11 protein-coding genes are annotated in these 15,320 nt (G+C 72.0%); 8 read left to right on the forward strand and 3 right to left on the reverse strand.

Translation table 11 applies throughout. From position 1 onward, the window contains the following. Nucleotides 1-149 precede the first annotated feature (149 nt). On the forward strand, nucleotides 150-308 hold the full coding sequence (locus tag ACWDN5_RS42040) for a hypothetical protein (RefSeq protein WP_310969948.1): 159 nt from the start codon (nucleotides 150-152) through the stop codon (nucleotides 306-308). Here the strand turns inward: ACWDN5_RS42040 and ACWDN5_RS42045 are convergent. Then, complete coding sequence (locus ACWDN5_RS42045) at nucleotides 263-3,658, reverse strand: TM0106 family RecB-like putative nuclease (protein ID WP_449680198.1); 3,396 nt, start codon at nucleotides 3,656-3,658, stop codon at nucleotides 263-265. The two genes, ACWDN5_RS42040 and ACWDN5_RS42045, sit on opposite strands and share 46 nt — an antisense overlap. A 164-nt stretch (nucleotides 3,659-3,822) precedes the next feature. On the opposite strand from ACWDN5_RS42045, the gene ACWDN5_RS42050 reads away from it, so the two are divergent. The 7 genes from ACWDN5_RS42050 (at nucleotide 3,823) to ACWDN5_RS42080 (ending at nucleotide 11,901) form a co-directional block, all read left to right on the forward strand. Next, nucleotides 3,823-6,411 carry an alpha-glucuronidase family glycosyl hydrolase gene (locus tag ACWDN5_RS42050; protein ID WP_449680199.1) on the forward strand — a complete coding sequence of 863 codons (2,589 nt, stop codon included), beginning with the start codon at nucleotides 3,823-3,825 and terminating at the stop codon, nucleotides 6,409-6,411. 85 nt (nucleotides 6,412-6,496) lie between these two features. Further along, complete coding sequence (locus ACWDN5_RS42055) at nucleotides 6,497-7,438, forward strand: acyl-ACP desaturase (protein WP_310969945.1); 942 nt, start codon at nucleotides 6,497-6,499, stop codon at nucleotides 7,436-7,438. A gap of 25 nt (nucleotides 7,439-7,463) precedes the next feature. After that, nucleotides 7,464-8,228 (forward strand): IclR family transcriptional regulator, encoded by a 765-nt coding sequence (locus ACWDN5_RS42060; RefSeq protein WP_449680200.1) that lies wholly within the window; start codon nucleotides 7,464-7,466, stop codon nucleotides 8,226-8,228. 69 nt (nucleotides 8,229-8,297) lie between these two features. Next, nucleotides 8,298-9,329: a Rieske 2Fe-2S domain-containing protein gene (locus tag ACWDN5_RS42065; RefSeq protein ID WP_449680201.1), complete on the forward strand. Its 1,032-nt coding sequence runs from the start codon at nucleotides 8,298-8,300 to the stop codon at nucleotides 9,327-9,329. Next, entirely contained in the window at nucleotides 9,326-9,487 is a 162-nt protein-coding gene (locus ACWDN5_RS42070) for a hypothetical protein (protein WP_310969942.1), read from the forward strand. Before ACWDN5_RS42065 ends, ACWDN5_RS42070 begins: the two co-directional genes overlap by 4 nt. Further along, entirely contained in the window at nucleotides 9,484-10,392 is a 909-nt protein-coding gene (locus tag ACWDN5_RS42075) for a PDR/VanB family oxidoreductase (protein WP_449680202.1), read from the forward strand. Before ACWDN5_RS42070 ends, ACWDN5_RS42075 begins: the two co-directional genes overlap by 4 nt. A gap of 51 nt (nucleotides 10,393-10,443) precedes the next feature. Beyond that, nucleotides 10,444-11,901 (forward strand): phospholipase D-like domain-containing protein, encoded by a 1,458-nt coding sequence (locus ACWDN5_RS42080; RefSeq protein WP_449680203.1) that lies wholly within the window; start codon nucleotides 10,444-10,446, stop codon nucleotides 11,899-11,901. Between the two features lie 13 nt (nucleotides 11,902-11,914). Here ACWDN5_RS42080 and ACWDN5_RS42085 read toward each other — a convergent pair whose 3' ends face one another. Then, nucleotides 11,915-13,489 (reverse strand): succinic semialdehyde dehydrogenase, encoded by a 1,575-nt coding sequence (locus tag ACWDN5_RS42085; protein ID WP_449680204.1) that lies wholly within the window; start codon nucleotides 13,487-13,489, stop codon nucleotides 11,915-11,917. Beyond that, nucleotides 13,486-15,114 carry a GMC family oxidoreductase gene (locus ACWDN5_RS42090; RefSeq protein WP_310969937.1) on the reverse strand — a complete coding sequence of 543 codons (1,629 nt, stop codon included), beginning with the start codon at nucleotides 15,112-15,114 and terminating at the stop codon, nucleotides 13,486-13,488. The genes ACWDN5_RS42085 and ACWDN5_RS42090 overlap by 4 nt, the downstream gene beginning before the upstream one ends. Between the last annotated feature and the right edge of the window lie 206 nt (nucleotides 15,115-15,320).

Consider the following 15,320-nt stretch of genomic DNA (forward strand, 5'->3'; position numbering starts at 1 on the left):
AACGTCATTCCGAGTCACCACATGACCAAGACCGGACCCTAACCGCACCAAGTACGGCACCACCAACCCTGACACTGAGAGTCATTCGCGACACCCCGGCCCGCCCGAGTCCCGGGCTTGATCACCGGCATCCGGGGTAACCGCAGGCCATGAGCGAATCCGAAAACCGCCCCCTGACCCCGGACGTGCCGGCCCCGCCCGGCACCCCCGAACTGGACCTCGACGTCGAGATCCCCGAAGCCGACCGGAAGCAGCCCGGCTCTCAGGACGTCGACGAGGACGCCGGCGAGGTCGAACCGCCCAGCTGACCCGCCGGCCAGGGCCGCGCCGCCGTCATCAGGCCGATCATGCCCGCGACCAGGCGCAGCTGGTCCACGGTCCGGATGTCGGCCTCCACGAGCCGCGGCGAACACACCAGGACCGCCAGCGCCTGGGCCCGGGACAACGCCACGTTCAGCCGGTTCCGCGACAGCAGGAAGTCCAGCCCGCGCGGCAGGTCGACCGCCGACGACGACGTCATCGTCGCGATCACCACCGGGGCCTCCTGGCCCTGGAACCGGTCGACCGTGCCCACCCGGACCCCGGGGAACCCGGCGTCCTCCAGCGCCCGGCTCACCGTGCGCGCCTGCAGGTTGTAGGGCGCGACGACCAGGATGTCGTGGTCGCCCAGCGGCCGCGCCGGGCCGTGGTCGGTCCACAAGCGACCGTGCACTTCGGACACCAGCCGGACGACCTCGGCGGCCTCCTCCACCGAACGGGTCGTGTTGCCCTGGTGGTCCACTTCGGTCAGGTACAGCCCGGCGGCGACGCCGTCCAGGGCGCGGTCCGCGGCCGACGGGTGGGCGTGCAGCCGCCCGGCGTAGGACAGGTTCGACACCGGTTCGCACACGGCCGGGTGCATGCGGCGGGTCTCGTCGAGGAAGTACCCCAGCGCCGCCGGCATGATGTCGGCCTCGCCGATCAGGTGGCCCAGCGCGGAGGCCTCGGCGCCCGCCGGGTGCGTGCCCTGCACCACCTGGGGCAGCTGCTGCGGGTCGCCCAGCAACAGGACGTTGCGGGCGCACATCGACACCGCGAGCGCGTCGGCCAGGGCGAACTGGCCGGCCTCGTCGATGATGAGCAGGTCGAAAGGTTCTTCGCGAACCGCCGCGTTGGCGAACGTCCACGCCGTGCCGCCGACCAGGTGCCCGGTGTCGTGCTCCTCGCGCCACTTCACCAGCGCCGGGTTGCTCTTCGGCTGGTCCCACGGCGCGGCGGGGTCCGGCGTCCTCTTCGCGCGCTTGGCGCACGGCAGCTCCGGCGCGCTCTTCTTCGCCGCGCTCAGCACGTTTTCCACGGCCTTGTGGCTGGTCGAGGTGACCGCGACCGTCCGCCCGGCCCGCACCAGCCGGGCGATCAACCGGCCCGCGAGGTAGGTCTTGCCCGCCCCCGGCGGCCCCTGCACGGCCAGCGCCGACCCGTCGAGCGCGTCGACCGCCTCGATCACCGTGGCCACCACGTCCTCGCCCGGTGGCGGCAGCGCCGCCCCGCCCCGCAGCCGCGGCGGGGTCCGCCGGAGCAGGTCGACGCCGGGGTGCCGCGGCAGTTCCGGGAGCGTGTCGACGACCAGGCGCGCGAGGTCGGCGACGGCCTCGTCCTTGGGTGAGGGCCGCACCGGGCTGCCCGGCAACACCGCGCTCGGCCGGTCGTTCGTGGTCGCGTCCGGCGGGCAGCTCTCCTCCAGGGTGAGCTCGACGGCCGACGCGGCGACGACCTTGGCGTCGCGGGCGGTGTCGCCGTAGCGCAGCCGCACGTCGTCACCGGGCGCGAACGGGTGCGGCCGGTCCGGGTCGCAGGCCAGCTGCAGCGTCCGCTTCGCGGTGCGCGCCCGCCCGGCCGGGGGCACCCACTCCCCCGCCTCCAGCGAGACCGGCACCGCGCAGGCGGTGTCCACCTCGAGGTCGCCGAGCGGGGCGGCGAGCTGGCGGAAGTACTCCCACCAGGCCGGGTTCGTCTCGCGGCGGTGGTAGCCGACCGACGCCGCCAGCAGCGCACGGGCCCGTTCGTCGGCGGTGAAGTGAGCCGGGTCGTCCGGCAGCCCGTCGAGAAGGGGGTCGACCAGCGCGGCCAGCTGCGCGGCCCGTTCGGCCCGCCGCTCGGCGGCGACGTCCTCCTCGGCCGCCCGCAGCAGCGCGTCTTCGGCGGATTCCTCCTCCGGCTCCGGGACCTCGATGCCCGCGTCGGCGCGGACCCGGTGCAGGAACTCGAACAGCCGCTGCGCGGAAACGCAGTCGTCCTCGGTGTTCTCGCCGATGCGGCGCAGGACCTCGTCGGCGCGGTCCGGCTCGCCGGACTGCGCGAGCGCCAGGTACTCCTCGTACGCCTCGACGTCGGACATGGCGGTCTTCGCGCGAGCGCCGGGCTGGTAGAGCGGCTCGAGGTGGCGGATCGAGTACGACCGCTGCGACACCCGCAGCGCCTTGCGCACGACCGCGTGCAGGTCCACGACCGCGCCGCTGCGCAGCAGGTGGTCGACGGTTTCCTCGCGGGTGCCGTGCACCGCCGCGAGCCGCTTGATCGCGGTGACCTCGTACGGCGCGTAGTGGTAGACGTGCGAGCCCGGGTGCTCGGCGACGCGCGCGGCGGCGAAGTCGACGAACTCCTCGAACGCCCGTCGCTCCTGGGCACGGCTGTGCGCCCAGAACGGCGTGAACTGCCGGTCGCCGAAAGCGCCGAAGAGGTATTCCAGCCCTTCGCCGGCGAGGGCGTGCGGGTCGCCGGCCAGGTCGACGAAGACGTCGCCCGGCGCCGCGGCGGGCAGGGCGGCCAGCTCCCCGGGGTCGACGATCTCGTAGGCGACCTCGCCGGTGGTGTCCTGCCGGACCTGCAGCGCGGCCTGGGCGCGCAGGGTCGCGAACGCCGTCGCGGACAGGTCCCGCGGCCGGTCGTCCGGGCCGGCGGCGGCGAGCGCGTCGATCGAGCCGAGCCCGGCGGCGACCAGCTTGCGGCGCTGGTCGCCGCGCATCCCGGCGACCAGCGAAAGGTCCCGGTCGGCTTCCCGCGCGGACGCACAGTGCTGGGCGAACCCGCAGCCGGCGCAGGCCGGGCGTTCGTCGGCCCACAGCGGCACCGGCAGCCGCGGCGGCCGGCCAGCCAGCCGGGTCCGCAGCCGGTCGACCAGGGGCCGGAAGTCCTCGACGCGCAGCGTCCGGGTGCCGCCGCCGGTCAGCCGGAGGTGCAGGTGCGGCCCGGCCGGCCAGCCGGCGCGGCGCAGCGCGTCGGCGCACGCCGTGAGCCGGACGACCGCGGCGGGTGTCGCCTGCCGGACCGGCTGCGCGTCGTGGACCTCGTAGCGGCCGTCGCCGTCGCGGACCAGGAAGTCGGCCTGCGCCGAGAACTCGCCGTCGGCGAAGACGGCCCGGTGGATCACCGGGACCCCGGACCGCAACGCCTCCTCCGTCGCCTTCGCGGCGAGCGCGGTGTCCTGGACGTCGATCTCGGCGACCTCGCGTCCGGCGGCGCGGAACCCGGCGAGCATCGCCGGGGCATGCCCGCGGCGCGGGTCCGGTTCGGCGGGCGCGGGCCGCGGCGCGCCCGGCAGGCCCGCGGCCAGCGCCTGGACGAGGATGCTGCGGTGCTCGCAGTCGAGCAGGTCGGCGAGATCGGCTGGGGTGGGCATCGCCGCGAAGTCTGACACGGCCGATCAGCCGGGCCGGAGCACGGCCTGCCGACACGCCGAAACTTTCGGAAAATCCAGCTATATCGCCAATTCTTGACACCGCGGACCACGCCCGCAATAGTGCGGGAAGCGAACTAAATACTCGTGAACACGATGGGGGCACGGTGTCTTCCAGCGACGAGAACGAGCAGAGCCGGTTGCGCCGGCGTTCCTTCCTGATCGGCAGCGGCGCTGCCGTGGCCACCTCGATGTTCGGTGCCGTTCCGGCGGCGGCGAGTCCGCAGGGCACCTTCCCGGGTGACTACGACGGCTCGGACCTGTGGCTGCGCTACGAGCCGGTCGCCGATCCCGGCCTCCTCGCCCGGTACCGGGCCGCCCTCGGCGCGATCGTCGTCGAGAACGCCGACCGGACCCCGGTCCACCGCCACACCGCGAACCTGAGCATGGCCCCCGGCTCCACCGAGCACCTGGTGCAGACCACCCTGGGCGCGGCGCGGGACGAACTCGTGCGGGGCCTCGGCGGGCTGCTGGGGCGGCCCGTGCCGGTGCAGGACGGGTTCCCCGACCGCGCGGTGGTCGTCGGCACCCCGGACAGCTCGCCGTGGGTGCGCCGGCTCGTGCCCGCCCGCGACCTGGCGAGGCTCGGTGACGACGGCTACCTCATCCGTTCGCTGTCCCGGGGCGGGCACCGGTCGATCGTCATCGCCGGCAACACCGATCTCGCCGCGCTGTACGGGACTTTCGCCTTCCTCCGCCGTCTTCAGGCGCAGCAGTCCGTCACCGGCCTGGACGTCTCGTCGGTGCCCCGGATCAACCACCGGTACCTGAACTACTGGGAGACCGAACGCCTCTACGCCGGCAACAACCCGGCGGGCACCGGCGGGCTGAACGGCGAGAACGGGGCGATGTTCGACTTCACCGCCACCGGCGCGTCGGCCGCGCTGAACCTGCCGGTGATCCTCGACCGGTACCTCGTGGCCGCGCGGGCGATGGCGTCCCTCGGCATCAACGGCATGACGATCAACAACGTCAACGCCAACAGCTTCTACCTCACCCCGGCCGCCATCGAGCAGGAAGCGGCCCTGGCGGACGCGCTGCGCCCGTACGGGATCCGGCTGGCCGTGTCCATCAACTACGCGGCACCGACGGACGCCCGGTTCGCGCCCGACACCCTCACCCGGGAGGAGCTCGATCCCTACAGCGCCAAGTTCCGCGACTGGTGGACCCGCCGGGCCCGGCAGCTGCAGGCCGCCATTCCCGACTTCATGGGGTTCACCGTCAAGGCGAACTCCGAAGGCCAGCCGGGTCCCCAGGACCTGGGCTACGACCACGGTGACGGCGCCAACGGGATGGCGGCGGCGGTGGCGCCGCTCGGGATGCGGATCTTCTGGCGGACGTTCGTCTACAACGCCGACGTCGACGCCGACCGGCTGAAGCGCGCCTACCTGGAGTTCGGCCCCATCGACGAGGAGCCCCAGCCCGACGGGACGACCGGCCGGTTCGCCGAGAACGTGTTCCTGCAGACCAAGAACGGCCCGCTCGACTACCAGGCCCGGGAGCCGGCGAACCCGCTCTTCGGCCGGATGGAACACACCAACCAGGCCATCGAACTGCAGATCACCCAGGAGTACACCGGGCAGAACACGATGCTCTGCTACCTCGGCCCGCTGTGGGAAGAGGTGCTGAAGTCCGACACCTACGCCACCGGGGCGGACGGCCGGCTGCTGGCCCGGCGGCTGGTCGGCCACGTCGTGGACGGCACGGCCCAGGGGCATCCGGACAGCGCGATCGTCGGCGTGGCCAACTTCGGCAACGCCGACAACCTGACCGGGCACCACTTCGCGCAGGCGAACCTGTACGCGTTCGGCCGGCTGGCCTGGGACTGGACCCTCGACGCCCGCGGCATCGCCGAAGACTGGGTCCGGCTGACCTGGGGCAACCGCGACTTCGTCGTCCGCACCATCGTGACGATGATGATGGGCTCGCGGGAGGCGCTGGTGAGCTACCAGACCCCGCTCGGCGTCGCGCACCAGTTCCGGTCCAGCGACCACTACGGCCCCAACCCCGCCGAACGCCTGGCGCGGGACGACTGGAGCCCGGTGTACTACAACAAGGCCGACCGCGCCGGGCTCGGCTACGACCGCTCCCCCACCGGCAGCGGCTTCACCGCGCAGTACTTCCCGGTGCTCGCGGCCCGGTACGGCGACATCGACACCGTCCCCGAGAACCTGCTGATGTGGTTCCACCACGTGCCGTGGGACCGGAAGCTGCGCAGCGGCCGCCTCTTCTGGGACGAGCTGGTGTACCGCTACCAGACCGGCGTCCACTACGTGTCGTGGCTGCGCCACGCGTGGGACGCGCTCGAACGGCACGTCGACGCCCGGCGCTTCGCCGAGGTGAAGGCCAAGCTCGCCGCGCACGAAGCCGACGCGGGCAGCTGGCGCGACACGTGCGTGCGCTACTCGCAGGAGTTCAACGGCCTGGCCGTTCCCACGGCCGGGCCCCTCGCGATCGAGATCGTCGTCGGCGGGCGGAGGATCGGCGGGTTCGACGCCGGCGCGCCGTCCTTCACCGTGGCTGTCCCGGCGGGGACGTCACCGAGGATCACGAAGGTCGTCCCGGGCGATCCGGCGGCGCGGTGCGAAGTGCTTTCCCAGGCTCGCAGCGTCCCCGGGCAGGCTGTGGTGCGGGTCACTTCCACGACCTTCTTCGGGCCGATCCTCAAGGACTACGTCTTCGAGTTCACGCACTGACGGGAACCTCCGGGCGGCCGCGTCCGTTGTCGTTTCCTACGGCACCGTAGGTTACGGTCGCGTAGGTACGGAAGGACGTTCCCCCATGCCGGTCCCCGAAACCACCCGCCTGCTGCACGAACTGGAAGGCACGGTCGAAGAGAACCTCAACCGGCACCTCGCCGCCGCCCAGGAGTGGATGCCGCACGAGTACGTCCCCTGGAGCCAGGGGCGCGACTTCGCCGACCTCGGCGGGGAGGCCTGGGACCCGGAGCAGTCCCGGATGAGCCCGATCGCGCGGACGGCCCTCGAGGTCAACCTGCTCACCGAGGACAACCTGCCCAGCTACCACCGCGAGATCGAGCGCGCGTTCGGCCGCGACGGCGCCTGGGGCACCTGGGTGCACCGGTGGACGGCCGAGGAGGGCCGGCACGGCATCTGCATCCGCGACTACCTGCTGGTCACCCGCGCCGTCGACCCGGTCGAGCTGGAGCGCCTGCGGATGGAGACCATGCAGGCGGGCTACGACACCGACGACAAGCCGCTGCTCAACGTCTGCGCGTACGTCTCGTTCCAGGAGCTCGCGACGCGGCTCTCGCACCGCAACACCGGCCGCTACACCCAGGACCCGCTGGCCGAGAAGCTGCTGTCCCGGGTATCCACGGACGAGAACCTCCACATGGTCTTCTACCGCAACCTCGTCAAGGCGGCGCTGGAGATCTCGCCGGACGCCATGGTGCGCGCGATCACCGACGAGGTGGTGAACTTCGCGATGCCGGGCGCGGTGATCCCGAGCTTCCAGCGCAAGGCCGCGCTGATGGCCAAGGCCGGCATCTACGACCTGCGCATCCACCACGACGACGTCGTCCAGCCGCTGCTGCGGTACTGGAAGGTCTTCGACCTGACCGGCCTCGGCGCGGCCGGCGAGGCCGCCCGTGAGGAACTGGCGACGTTCCTCAAGGGGCTCGACACGCAGGCGTCCCGCTTCGAGGAGCGCCGGGACGCCGCGGCGGCGCGCCGGGCCGCGCGCGGCATAGTGGACGTCTGAGCCTGCGTATCCGCCGGAGGTCGCCGTGCCGCACCGAGGTCGCGTTCCCGGCGCCACCGGGCCGGTGCTCGGCCGCGCGCTGCGGGTCCTGGAGGCGTTCTCCCCGGACCGGCCGGCCCTGCGGCTGAGCGAGGTCGCCCGTCGGGCCGGGTTGCCGGCCGCGACGGCGCACCGGCTGCTGCGCGAGTTCTGCGAGTGGGGCGCGCTGGAGCGCGACGAGACCGGCGTCTACCGGGTCGGGCTGCGGCTGTGGGAGCTGGGCTCGCTCGCGCCGCGGGGGCTGGGCCTGCGGGAACTCGCCCTGCCGTTCCTGGAGGACCTCTCGCAGATCACGCGCGAGAACGTCCAGCTCGCCGTGCGCGAAGGCGCCGAAGTGGTGTACATCGAGCGGATCGCCGGGTCCGGGGCGGTGCCGGTGCTGACCCGCGTCGGCGGCCGGTTCGCCCTGACCGCGACGGGCGTCGGGCTGGTCCTGCTCGCCCACGCGCCGGCCGCCGTGCAGGAGGAGGTGCTGGGCAGCCCGATCGAGCGGTACACGAGCGAGACGGTGACCGACCCAGACCGGCTCCGGCACATGCTCGCCGACGTCCGGACGCACGGGTTCTCGATCAGCGAGCGCCAGGTGACGCTGGACGCGCTCTCGGTCGGCGCGCCGATCCACGACGCGCGTGGGCAGGTGGTCGCGGCGGTGTCGCTCGTGGTCCGGTACGGGAGCGTCGCGCCGCACGCCCTCGCGCCCCTGGTGATGACGAGCGCCCGCGCGATTTCCCGGGCGCTTTCCATCTTATGAAATCGGCCTTCGTGGCACCCGGGTCGCTCCTCCACGCTGTGACCCGGCCCACCACGAAAGTACGACCTCATGAGCGCCATTCCCCGCGACCAGTGGTACGTCGCCGCCTACGGCTCCGAGATCGGCGCCGAGCTGTTCAGCCGCACCGTCTGCGGTGAGCCGATCCTGTTCTGGCGGACCCGCGACGGGAACGTGACCGCGATGGCCGACCGGTGCGTGCACCGGCGGTTCCCGTTGTCGCAGGCGCCCTCCCGGCTGGTCGACGACCAGGTCATCTGCGGCTACCACGGCTTCACCTACGGCGCCGACGGCAAGTGCGTGGCCGTCCCCGGGCAGACCCGGGTGCCACGGACCGCACGGCTGACGCACTACCCGTTGGTGGAACAGGATTCCTTCGTCTGGGTGTTCATCGGTGACCCGGCGAAGGCGGACGCGTCGGCGATCCCGCGGGCGCCCTGGCTCGACTCGCCGGACTACACCACCGTCCGCGGGATGGAACCGTTGCGGGCGCGGTATTCGCTGCTGGTGGACAACCTGCTCGACCTGTCCCACGAGACCTATCTGCACGGCGGCTACATCGGTACCCCGGAGGTCGCCGAAACGCCGATCACCACCGAGGTCGACGAGGAAGCCGGGATCGTCTACGTCTCGCGGCACATGGCCGACGCGGCGTGCCCGCCCTTCTACGCCAAGTCGACCGGCCTGGAGGGCCGCATCACGCGCTGGCAGGACATCGAGTACACGCCGCCGTGCCTGTACAAGCTGCACAGCCGCATCGCACCGGTCGGGTCCGTGCCCAACCCGGACGGCAGCGACCCGGACGCCTTCCACGTCGAGGTCGTCTACGCCATCACGCCCGAAACGGAGAGCTCGACACACGACTTCTGGGCGGTGGCCCGGGACTTCGCGCTCGACGACGAAGGCGTGTCGGCGTTCCTGGCGGAGAACAACCGCACGGTGGTGCTGCAGGACGTCGAAGCCCTCGACGTCCTCGAGCGGGTGATCGCCACCGAGCCGGACGGTTACCAGGAGCTGTCGATCAACATCGACACCGGCGGCCTCGCGGCCCGCCGCATGCTGCAGCGGATGGTCACGTCGTGAACCGGCCGATGCTCGCCGGAGACCGCGTCTACCGCATCCACTGGGTGCTCGGCACCGACCGGCTGCGCGCGGTCTGCCACTGCGGCGCCGAGCGCGAGTTCGAAGATCCGGTGCAGCTGTGGGACTGGCTGCTCGCCCACCCCGAAGGACACTCATGACGCTCGAACTGGTGGTGGACCGCAAGGAAGACGTCGCCGACGGCGTGGTCGCCCTCACCCTCCGCTTTCCCGGCGGTGAGCCGCTGCCGCTCTGGGAGCCGGGAGCCCACATCGACCTCGTCCTGCCGGGCTTCGTGCGGCAGTACTCGCTGTGCGGCGACCCAGCGGACAGGTCGGCGTACCGGGTGGCGGTGCTGCGCGAGCGGGACGGCCGCGGCGGCTCGGCGTACGTGCACGACAAGCTGTCCGCCGGCGACCGGGTTTCGGTTTCCGGCCCCCGCAATCACTTCGCTCTGGTGGAGGCCGCGCGGTACCTGTTCATCGCGGGGGGCATCGGCATCACCCCGATCCTGCCGATGCTGGACCGCGCGGGCGATGACTGGCAGCTGGTCTACGGCGGCCGCACCCGGTCGTCGATGGCGTTCACGGCCGAGCTCGCCGCCCACGGCGACCGGGTGTCGTTCCGCCCCCAGGACGAACACGGCCTGCTGGACCTTTCTTCCCTGCTCACCGACGTCCGTCCGGGCACGGCGGTGTACTGCTGCGGCCCGGAGCCACTCCTGGCCGCGGTGGAGGCGCTGAACCCGGCCGACCTGCACGTCGAGCGCTTCACGCCGGTTTCGGACGAGGGCCCGCGCACGGCGTTCGAGGTCGAGCTCGCCGGCTCGGGCCGGGTGCTACCGGTGCCCGCGGACCGGTCGATCCTCGAGGTGGTGGAGGAGGCGGGGGTCACGGTGCTGTCGTCGTGCCGGGAGGGCACGTGCGGAACGTGCGAGACGGGCGTCCTCGGCGGCGAGCCGGACCACCGGGACTCGGTGCTGACGGCGGACGAGCGCCTGGAGAACGAGGTGATGATGCTCTGCGTGTCCCGCGCGTGTTCGCCGCGCCTGGTGCTCGACCTCTGACGCAGCGTCACTGCACGGCGAGGTCGGCCGATCTGTAGTGACATAGGACGGGTGAGAACTTTTCACTCTTTCCTGGACAAGGTGGACGAGCGGCTCGGCGACGGGCTCGAGAGCGTGCTGTGCGCCCACCACCGGCGGCGCCTGCGGGGGCTCGGCTGGGGCGACGTGCTCGCACCGGGCGGCTCGGACGACCCGCTCGGCGGCCGGGCCCCGGTGCGCGACGGCAACCGCGTCGAGGTGCTCATCGACGGTGAAGAATCGCTGCCCGCCGTCGCCGAGGCCATCCGAAGCGCGAAATCGTACGTGCACCTCGCCAACTGGCACGCCAGCGCCGACTTCCGGCTGACGCGGGAGCCCGGCTCGCCCACGCTGCGGGAACTGCTCGCCGAGGCCGCCGGGCGAGGTGTCCGGGTTCGCGTCCTGCTGTGGGCCGGGCCGCCCTTTCCCGCCTTCCAGCCGTCGCGGAAGCTGGCTCGCTCCGAGCAGCGGAAGTTCACCGAGGGCACCGACGTCCGCTGTGTCCTCGACGCCCGCGAGCGGACCCTGCACTGCCACCACGAGAAGCTGGTGATCGTCGACGACGTCGTCGCCTTCGTCGGCGGGGTCGACCTCACCGCGCTGGAAGGCGATCGGCACGACAGCCCGGATCACCCGCCGCGGCCGATCGGGTGGCACGACCTCATGGCGCGGCTCGACGGCCCGGTGGTCGCCGACGTCGCCGAGCACTTCCGGCGGCGGTGGGTCGAGGTCGCCGGCGAGGACCTGCCGGCGCCCGCGGTGCCGGGGCCGGTCGGCGGCAGCCGCGTCCAGCTGCTGCGGACCGTCCCGAACGACACCTACGACTTCCTGCCGAAGGGCGAGTTCACCGTCCTCGACGGCTACCTGCGCGCGCTGCGGTCGGCGCAACGGCTGGTCTACCTGGAGAACCAGTTCCTGTGGTCGCCGGAGATCGCCGAGGTGCTGCTCGACAAGCTCCGCCACCCGCCGCACGAAGACTTCCGCGTGGTCCTGCTGCTGCCGCGCAAGCCGAGCAACGGCTCGGACACCACCCGCGGCCAGCTGGGCCGGCTGCTCGACGCCGACGACGGCCACCGCCGCCTGCTCGCCACGACCATCAGCGCCCACGACGGCGACGAGTCGGCGCCGGTGTACGTCCACGCCAAGCTCGGCATCGTGGACGACTCCTGGCTGACGGTCGGGTCCGCCAACCTCAACGAGCACTCGCTGTTCAACGACACCGAGGTCAACATCGCCACCGACGACCCGGACGTGGTCCGCACGACCAGGCTGCGGCTGTGGGCCGAACACCTCGGCCGGCCGGTCTCGGAGCTCGAAGGGAGGAATCCCGCGGACGTCGTCGACAACCTCTGGCGGCCGCTGGCCGAGGAGCAGTCCGAGCGGGAACGCCGCGGCGAGCGCCGGACCCACCGGCTGGTGCTGCTGCCGGGCGCCTCGCGCCGCGCGGCCCGGCTGCAGGGACCGTTGCGAGGACTGCTGGTCGACGGCTGAGCGGCCTCGAGCGCTACCTGATCCGCAGCTTCCGCATCAGCTTCAACCCGGAAAGCATGCTCTCGACGTACTTCTCGTACCCCTGCCCCGGCCGGGGCCCCATGACCTGCTTCTTCAGCACGGCCAGGTTCTGCACGTCCGTGTACTTCAGCAGCCCCTGGTCACCGTGGCGGGCCCCGACGCCGGAGTTCTTCACCCCGCCGGACGGCGTCCCCTTGGCCGCGTAAGCCGTCGCGAGGACGTCGTTCACGTTCACGTTGCCGGACTCGATCCGGGCCGCCACCGCGCGAGCCGCCGTGACGTCGGTGCTCCACACGGACGCGTTCAGCCCGTAGTCCGTGTCGTTGGCCAGCGCCACCGCTTCGTCGACCGTGCGGTACTTGTGCAGCGCCACCACCGGGCCGAACGTTTCCGTGACGCCGCAGACCATGTCCGAGGTGACGCCCTCGAGGATCGTCGGCTCGAAGAAGGCGGGGCCGAGGTCGGGGCGCGGCTTGCCGCCGCACAACACGGTGGCGCCCTTGGCCACCGCATCGTCCACATGGGACTTGACGCGGCGCATGTGGTCGGGCGAGACCAGCGAGCCCATGTCCGGGCCGAAGTCGTAGGCCGCGCGGACGTCGAGGGCCGAGGCCGCCGCGACGAACGCCGTCTTGAACTCGTCGTAGCGGGACTCCGGCAGGTAGATCCGCTCGATGTGCATGCAGATCTGTCCGGTGTTGCCGAACGCGCCGAAGATCGCACCCTGAACGGCTTCGGCGATGTCGGCGTCCGGGAGGACGATCATCGGGTTCTTGCCGCCGAGCTCCAGGCAGCAGCCGATCAGGTTGCGGCCCGCCCGCTCGCCGATCACCCGGCCGGTGGCCGTCGAACCGGTGAACATGACGTAGTCGGCGTGGTCGATCAGGGTGGGGCCGACGTCCGGTCCCTCGCCGCAGACCACCTGGAACAGCCCTTCCGGCAGGCCCGCTTCCTCCAGCAGCCGGACGCCGTAGAGCGGCGAAAGCGCCGTCTTGTTGTCCGGTTTCAGCACGACCGCGTTGCCCGCCATCAGCGCCGGCACGGCGTCGGAAACGCCGGTGGCGAACGGGAAGTTCCACGGCGCGATGATGCCGACGACCCCCTTGGGCAGCCGCACCTCGGTCGACGTCGTCAGCAGCGGCACCGGCCCGCCGCGCTTGGCCGGCGCCAGCAACCGGGCCGCCCGCTTCAGGTAGTGGCTCATCACCATCGGCGGGTCGCAGGTCTCCTCGATCGCCATCCGCCGGTTCTTGCCGCTTTCGACCTGGATGAGGTCGGCGACGGTCCGCGCCCGCTCGACGAACAGCGCGTGCGCCCGCCGGAACACCGCCAGCCGTTCCTTGACCGGCGTGGCCGCCCACTTCCGCTGGGCTTCGCGCGCGACGGCGAACGCCCGCTCGATGTCGTCCGGCGTCGACTGCGGCAGCTCGACGAGCACGTCGCCGGTGTAGACCTCGGTGAGCTTCCAGGTCGCGCCGGCCGAGCCGGGTACCCGCGCCACGAGCTGGGCCAGGAACGCGTCGGTGACCGAAGCGGGACGGGTGAGTCCGAGTGGCGTGAGCGTCATGACCGGCTCCCGAGGACGAGCTGGGCGCCCATTTCCCCGATCATGATGCAGGGCGCGTTGGTGTTGCCGCCGGTGATCGACGGCATGATCGAGGCGTCGCAGACCCGCAGGCCCTCGACGCCGCGCACGCGCAGGTCGGGGCCGACGACGGCGAGCTCGTCGACGCCCATCCGGCAGGTGCCGACGCCGTGGTAGACCGACGTCGCGCGGTTGAGGATCGCGTCGCGCAGTTCCTGGCCCTTCAGCTGGGCACCCGGGTGGATCTCCTCCTTGACCGCGCCCTTGAACGCCTTGGACGCGAAGATCTCGCGCACCATTTCCGAGCCTTCGCCGAGCAGCTCGAGGTCGGCCGGGTCGGACAGGTACTGGAAGTCGATGAGCGGCGCCGCGGCGGGGTCGGCCGAGGCGAGCCGCAGCGTGCCGCGGCTCTTCGGGTAGATGAGCGTGGTCAGCACGGTGAGCGCGGGGCGCTTGTCGACGTCGTGCCGGATCGGCGCGTCCTGGTTGGGCGACACGTACGCCCACGGCAGCAGGTGCAGCTGCAGGTCCGGGACGGCGCCGGCCTGCGAGGTGCGCAGGAAGGCGACCGCCTCGAAGACCGAGTTCGCCAGGAACGTCGTGCCGGGGCGGAGCAGCTCCCGGGCCAGCCCGCGGGCGAAGTACGGTGCCGTGCCCTTGTTCTTGCTGGTCGAGACGTGGAACGTCAGGGCGTGGAACATGTGGTCGTGCATGTTGTCGCCGACGGGCAGGTCGGCGACGACGGCGATGCCCTGTTCCCTGAGGTGCTCGGCGTGGCCGATGCCGGACAGCATGAGCAGCTGCGCGGACCCGATGACGCCGGCGGAGAGGATGACCTCCTGGCCGGCACGGACGGTGCGCCGGCGGCCGCGGTCGAGGACCTCGACGCCGACCGCGCGGCCGTTCTCGATCAGCACCTTCTCGACCAGCACCCGGTCTTGCAGCTGCAGCGTCGAGGGCGCGAGGTGGTGGATGTACCCGCGCGAAGCGCTGTAGCGCAGGCCGTCGGCGGCGTTCTGCTGCATCCGGCTGACGCCCTCTTGGGACTCGGCGTTGTAGTCGTCGAGGATCTTGCAGCCGAGCGCGTCGGCGGTGGCGTCGACGAACTGGAGCGAGCCTTCTTGGGGGTTCTTCGCGCGGGTGACCCGGATCGGGCCGCCGGCGCCGCGGAAGGCGTTCTCGCCGTCTTCGAAGTCCTCCATGCGTTTGTAGGCGGCGTTGACGCTGTCGGCGTCCCAGCCTTCGTTGCCCTCGGCGGCCCAGGAGTCGAAGTTGGCGCGGTTGCCGCGGACGTAGACCATGCCGTTAATGGAGCTGGAGCCGCCGACGACCCGCCCGCGCGGCACCGGCATCCGCCGATCGAGAACGTGTTTCTGCGGCACCCCGTAGAAGCCCCAGTCGAGCGGTTTCTTGAGCTGCGGGACGGCGTGCATCGGTCCGACGAGCCCGGGTTTCCGGACGAGCAGCTGCTCGTCGCTCTTGCCGGCTTCGAGGACGATCACGCTGGCCCCGGCCTCCGCCAGCCGCCCCGCGATCGCCGCACCCGAGCTCCCCGACCCGACGACGACGTAGTCGGCCTCGTCGCCGCGCGCCGCCCTTTTCGCCATGTCCGCTCCTCGCTACGACCGGCCACTAGAACTGTAACGTGTTCTAGTTCGAGCCAACCGTATAGCGTCCGCCCAGGGGTGCGCAACGGTCCGCGGCGGCCGGCCGGATGCCGCGAATGACTCATTCGGGACGCCGGAGGTCCCGAATGTCTCCGGATCGTCGACCCCGAGCGCCCGCGCGAGCGTCGTGCCGTGCAGGTCCACGG

The sequence above is a fragment of the Amycolatopsis sp. NPDC003731 genome (assembly GCF_053586895.1).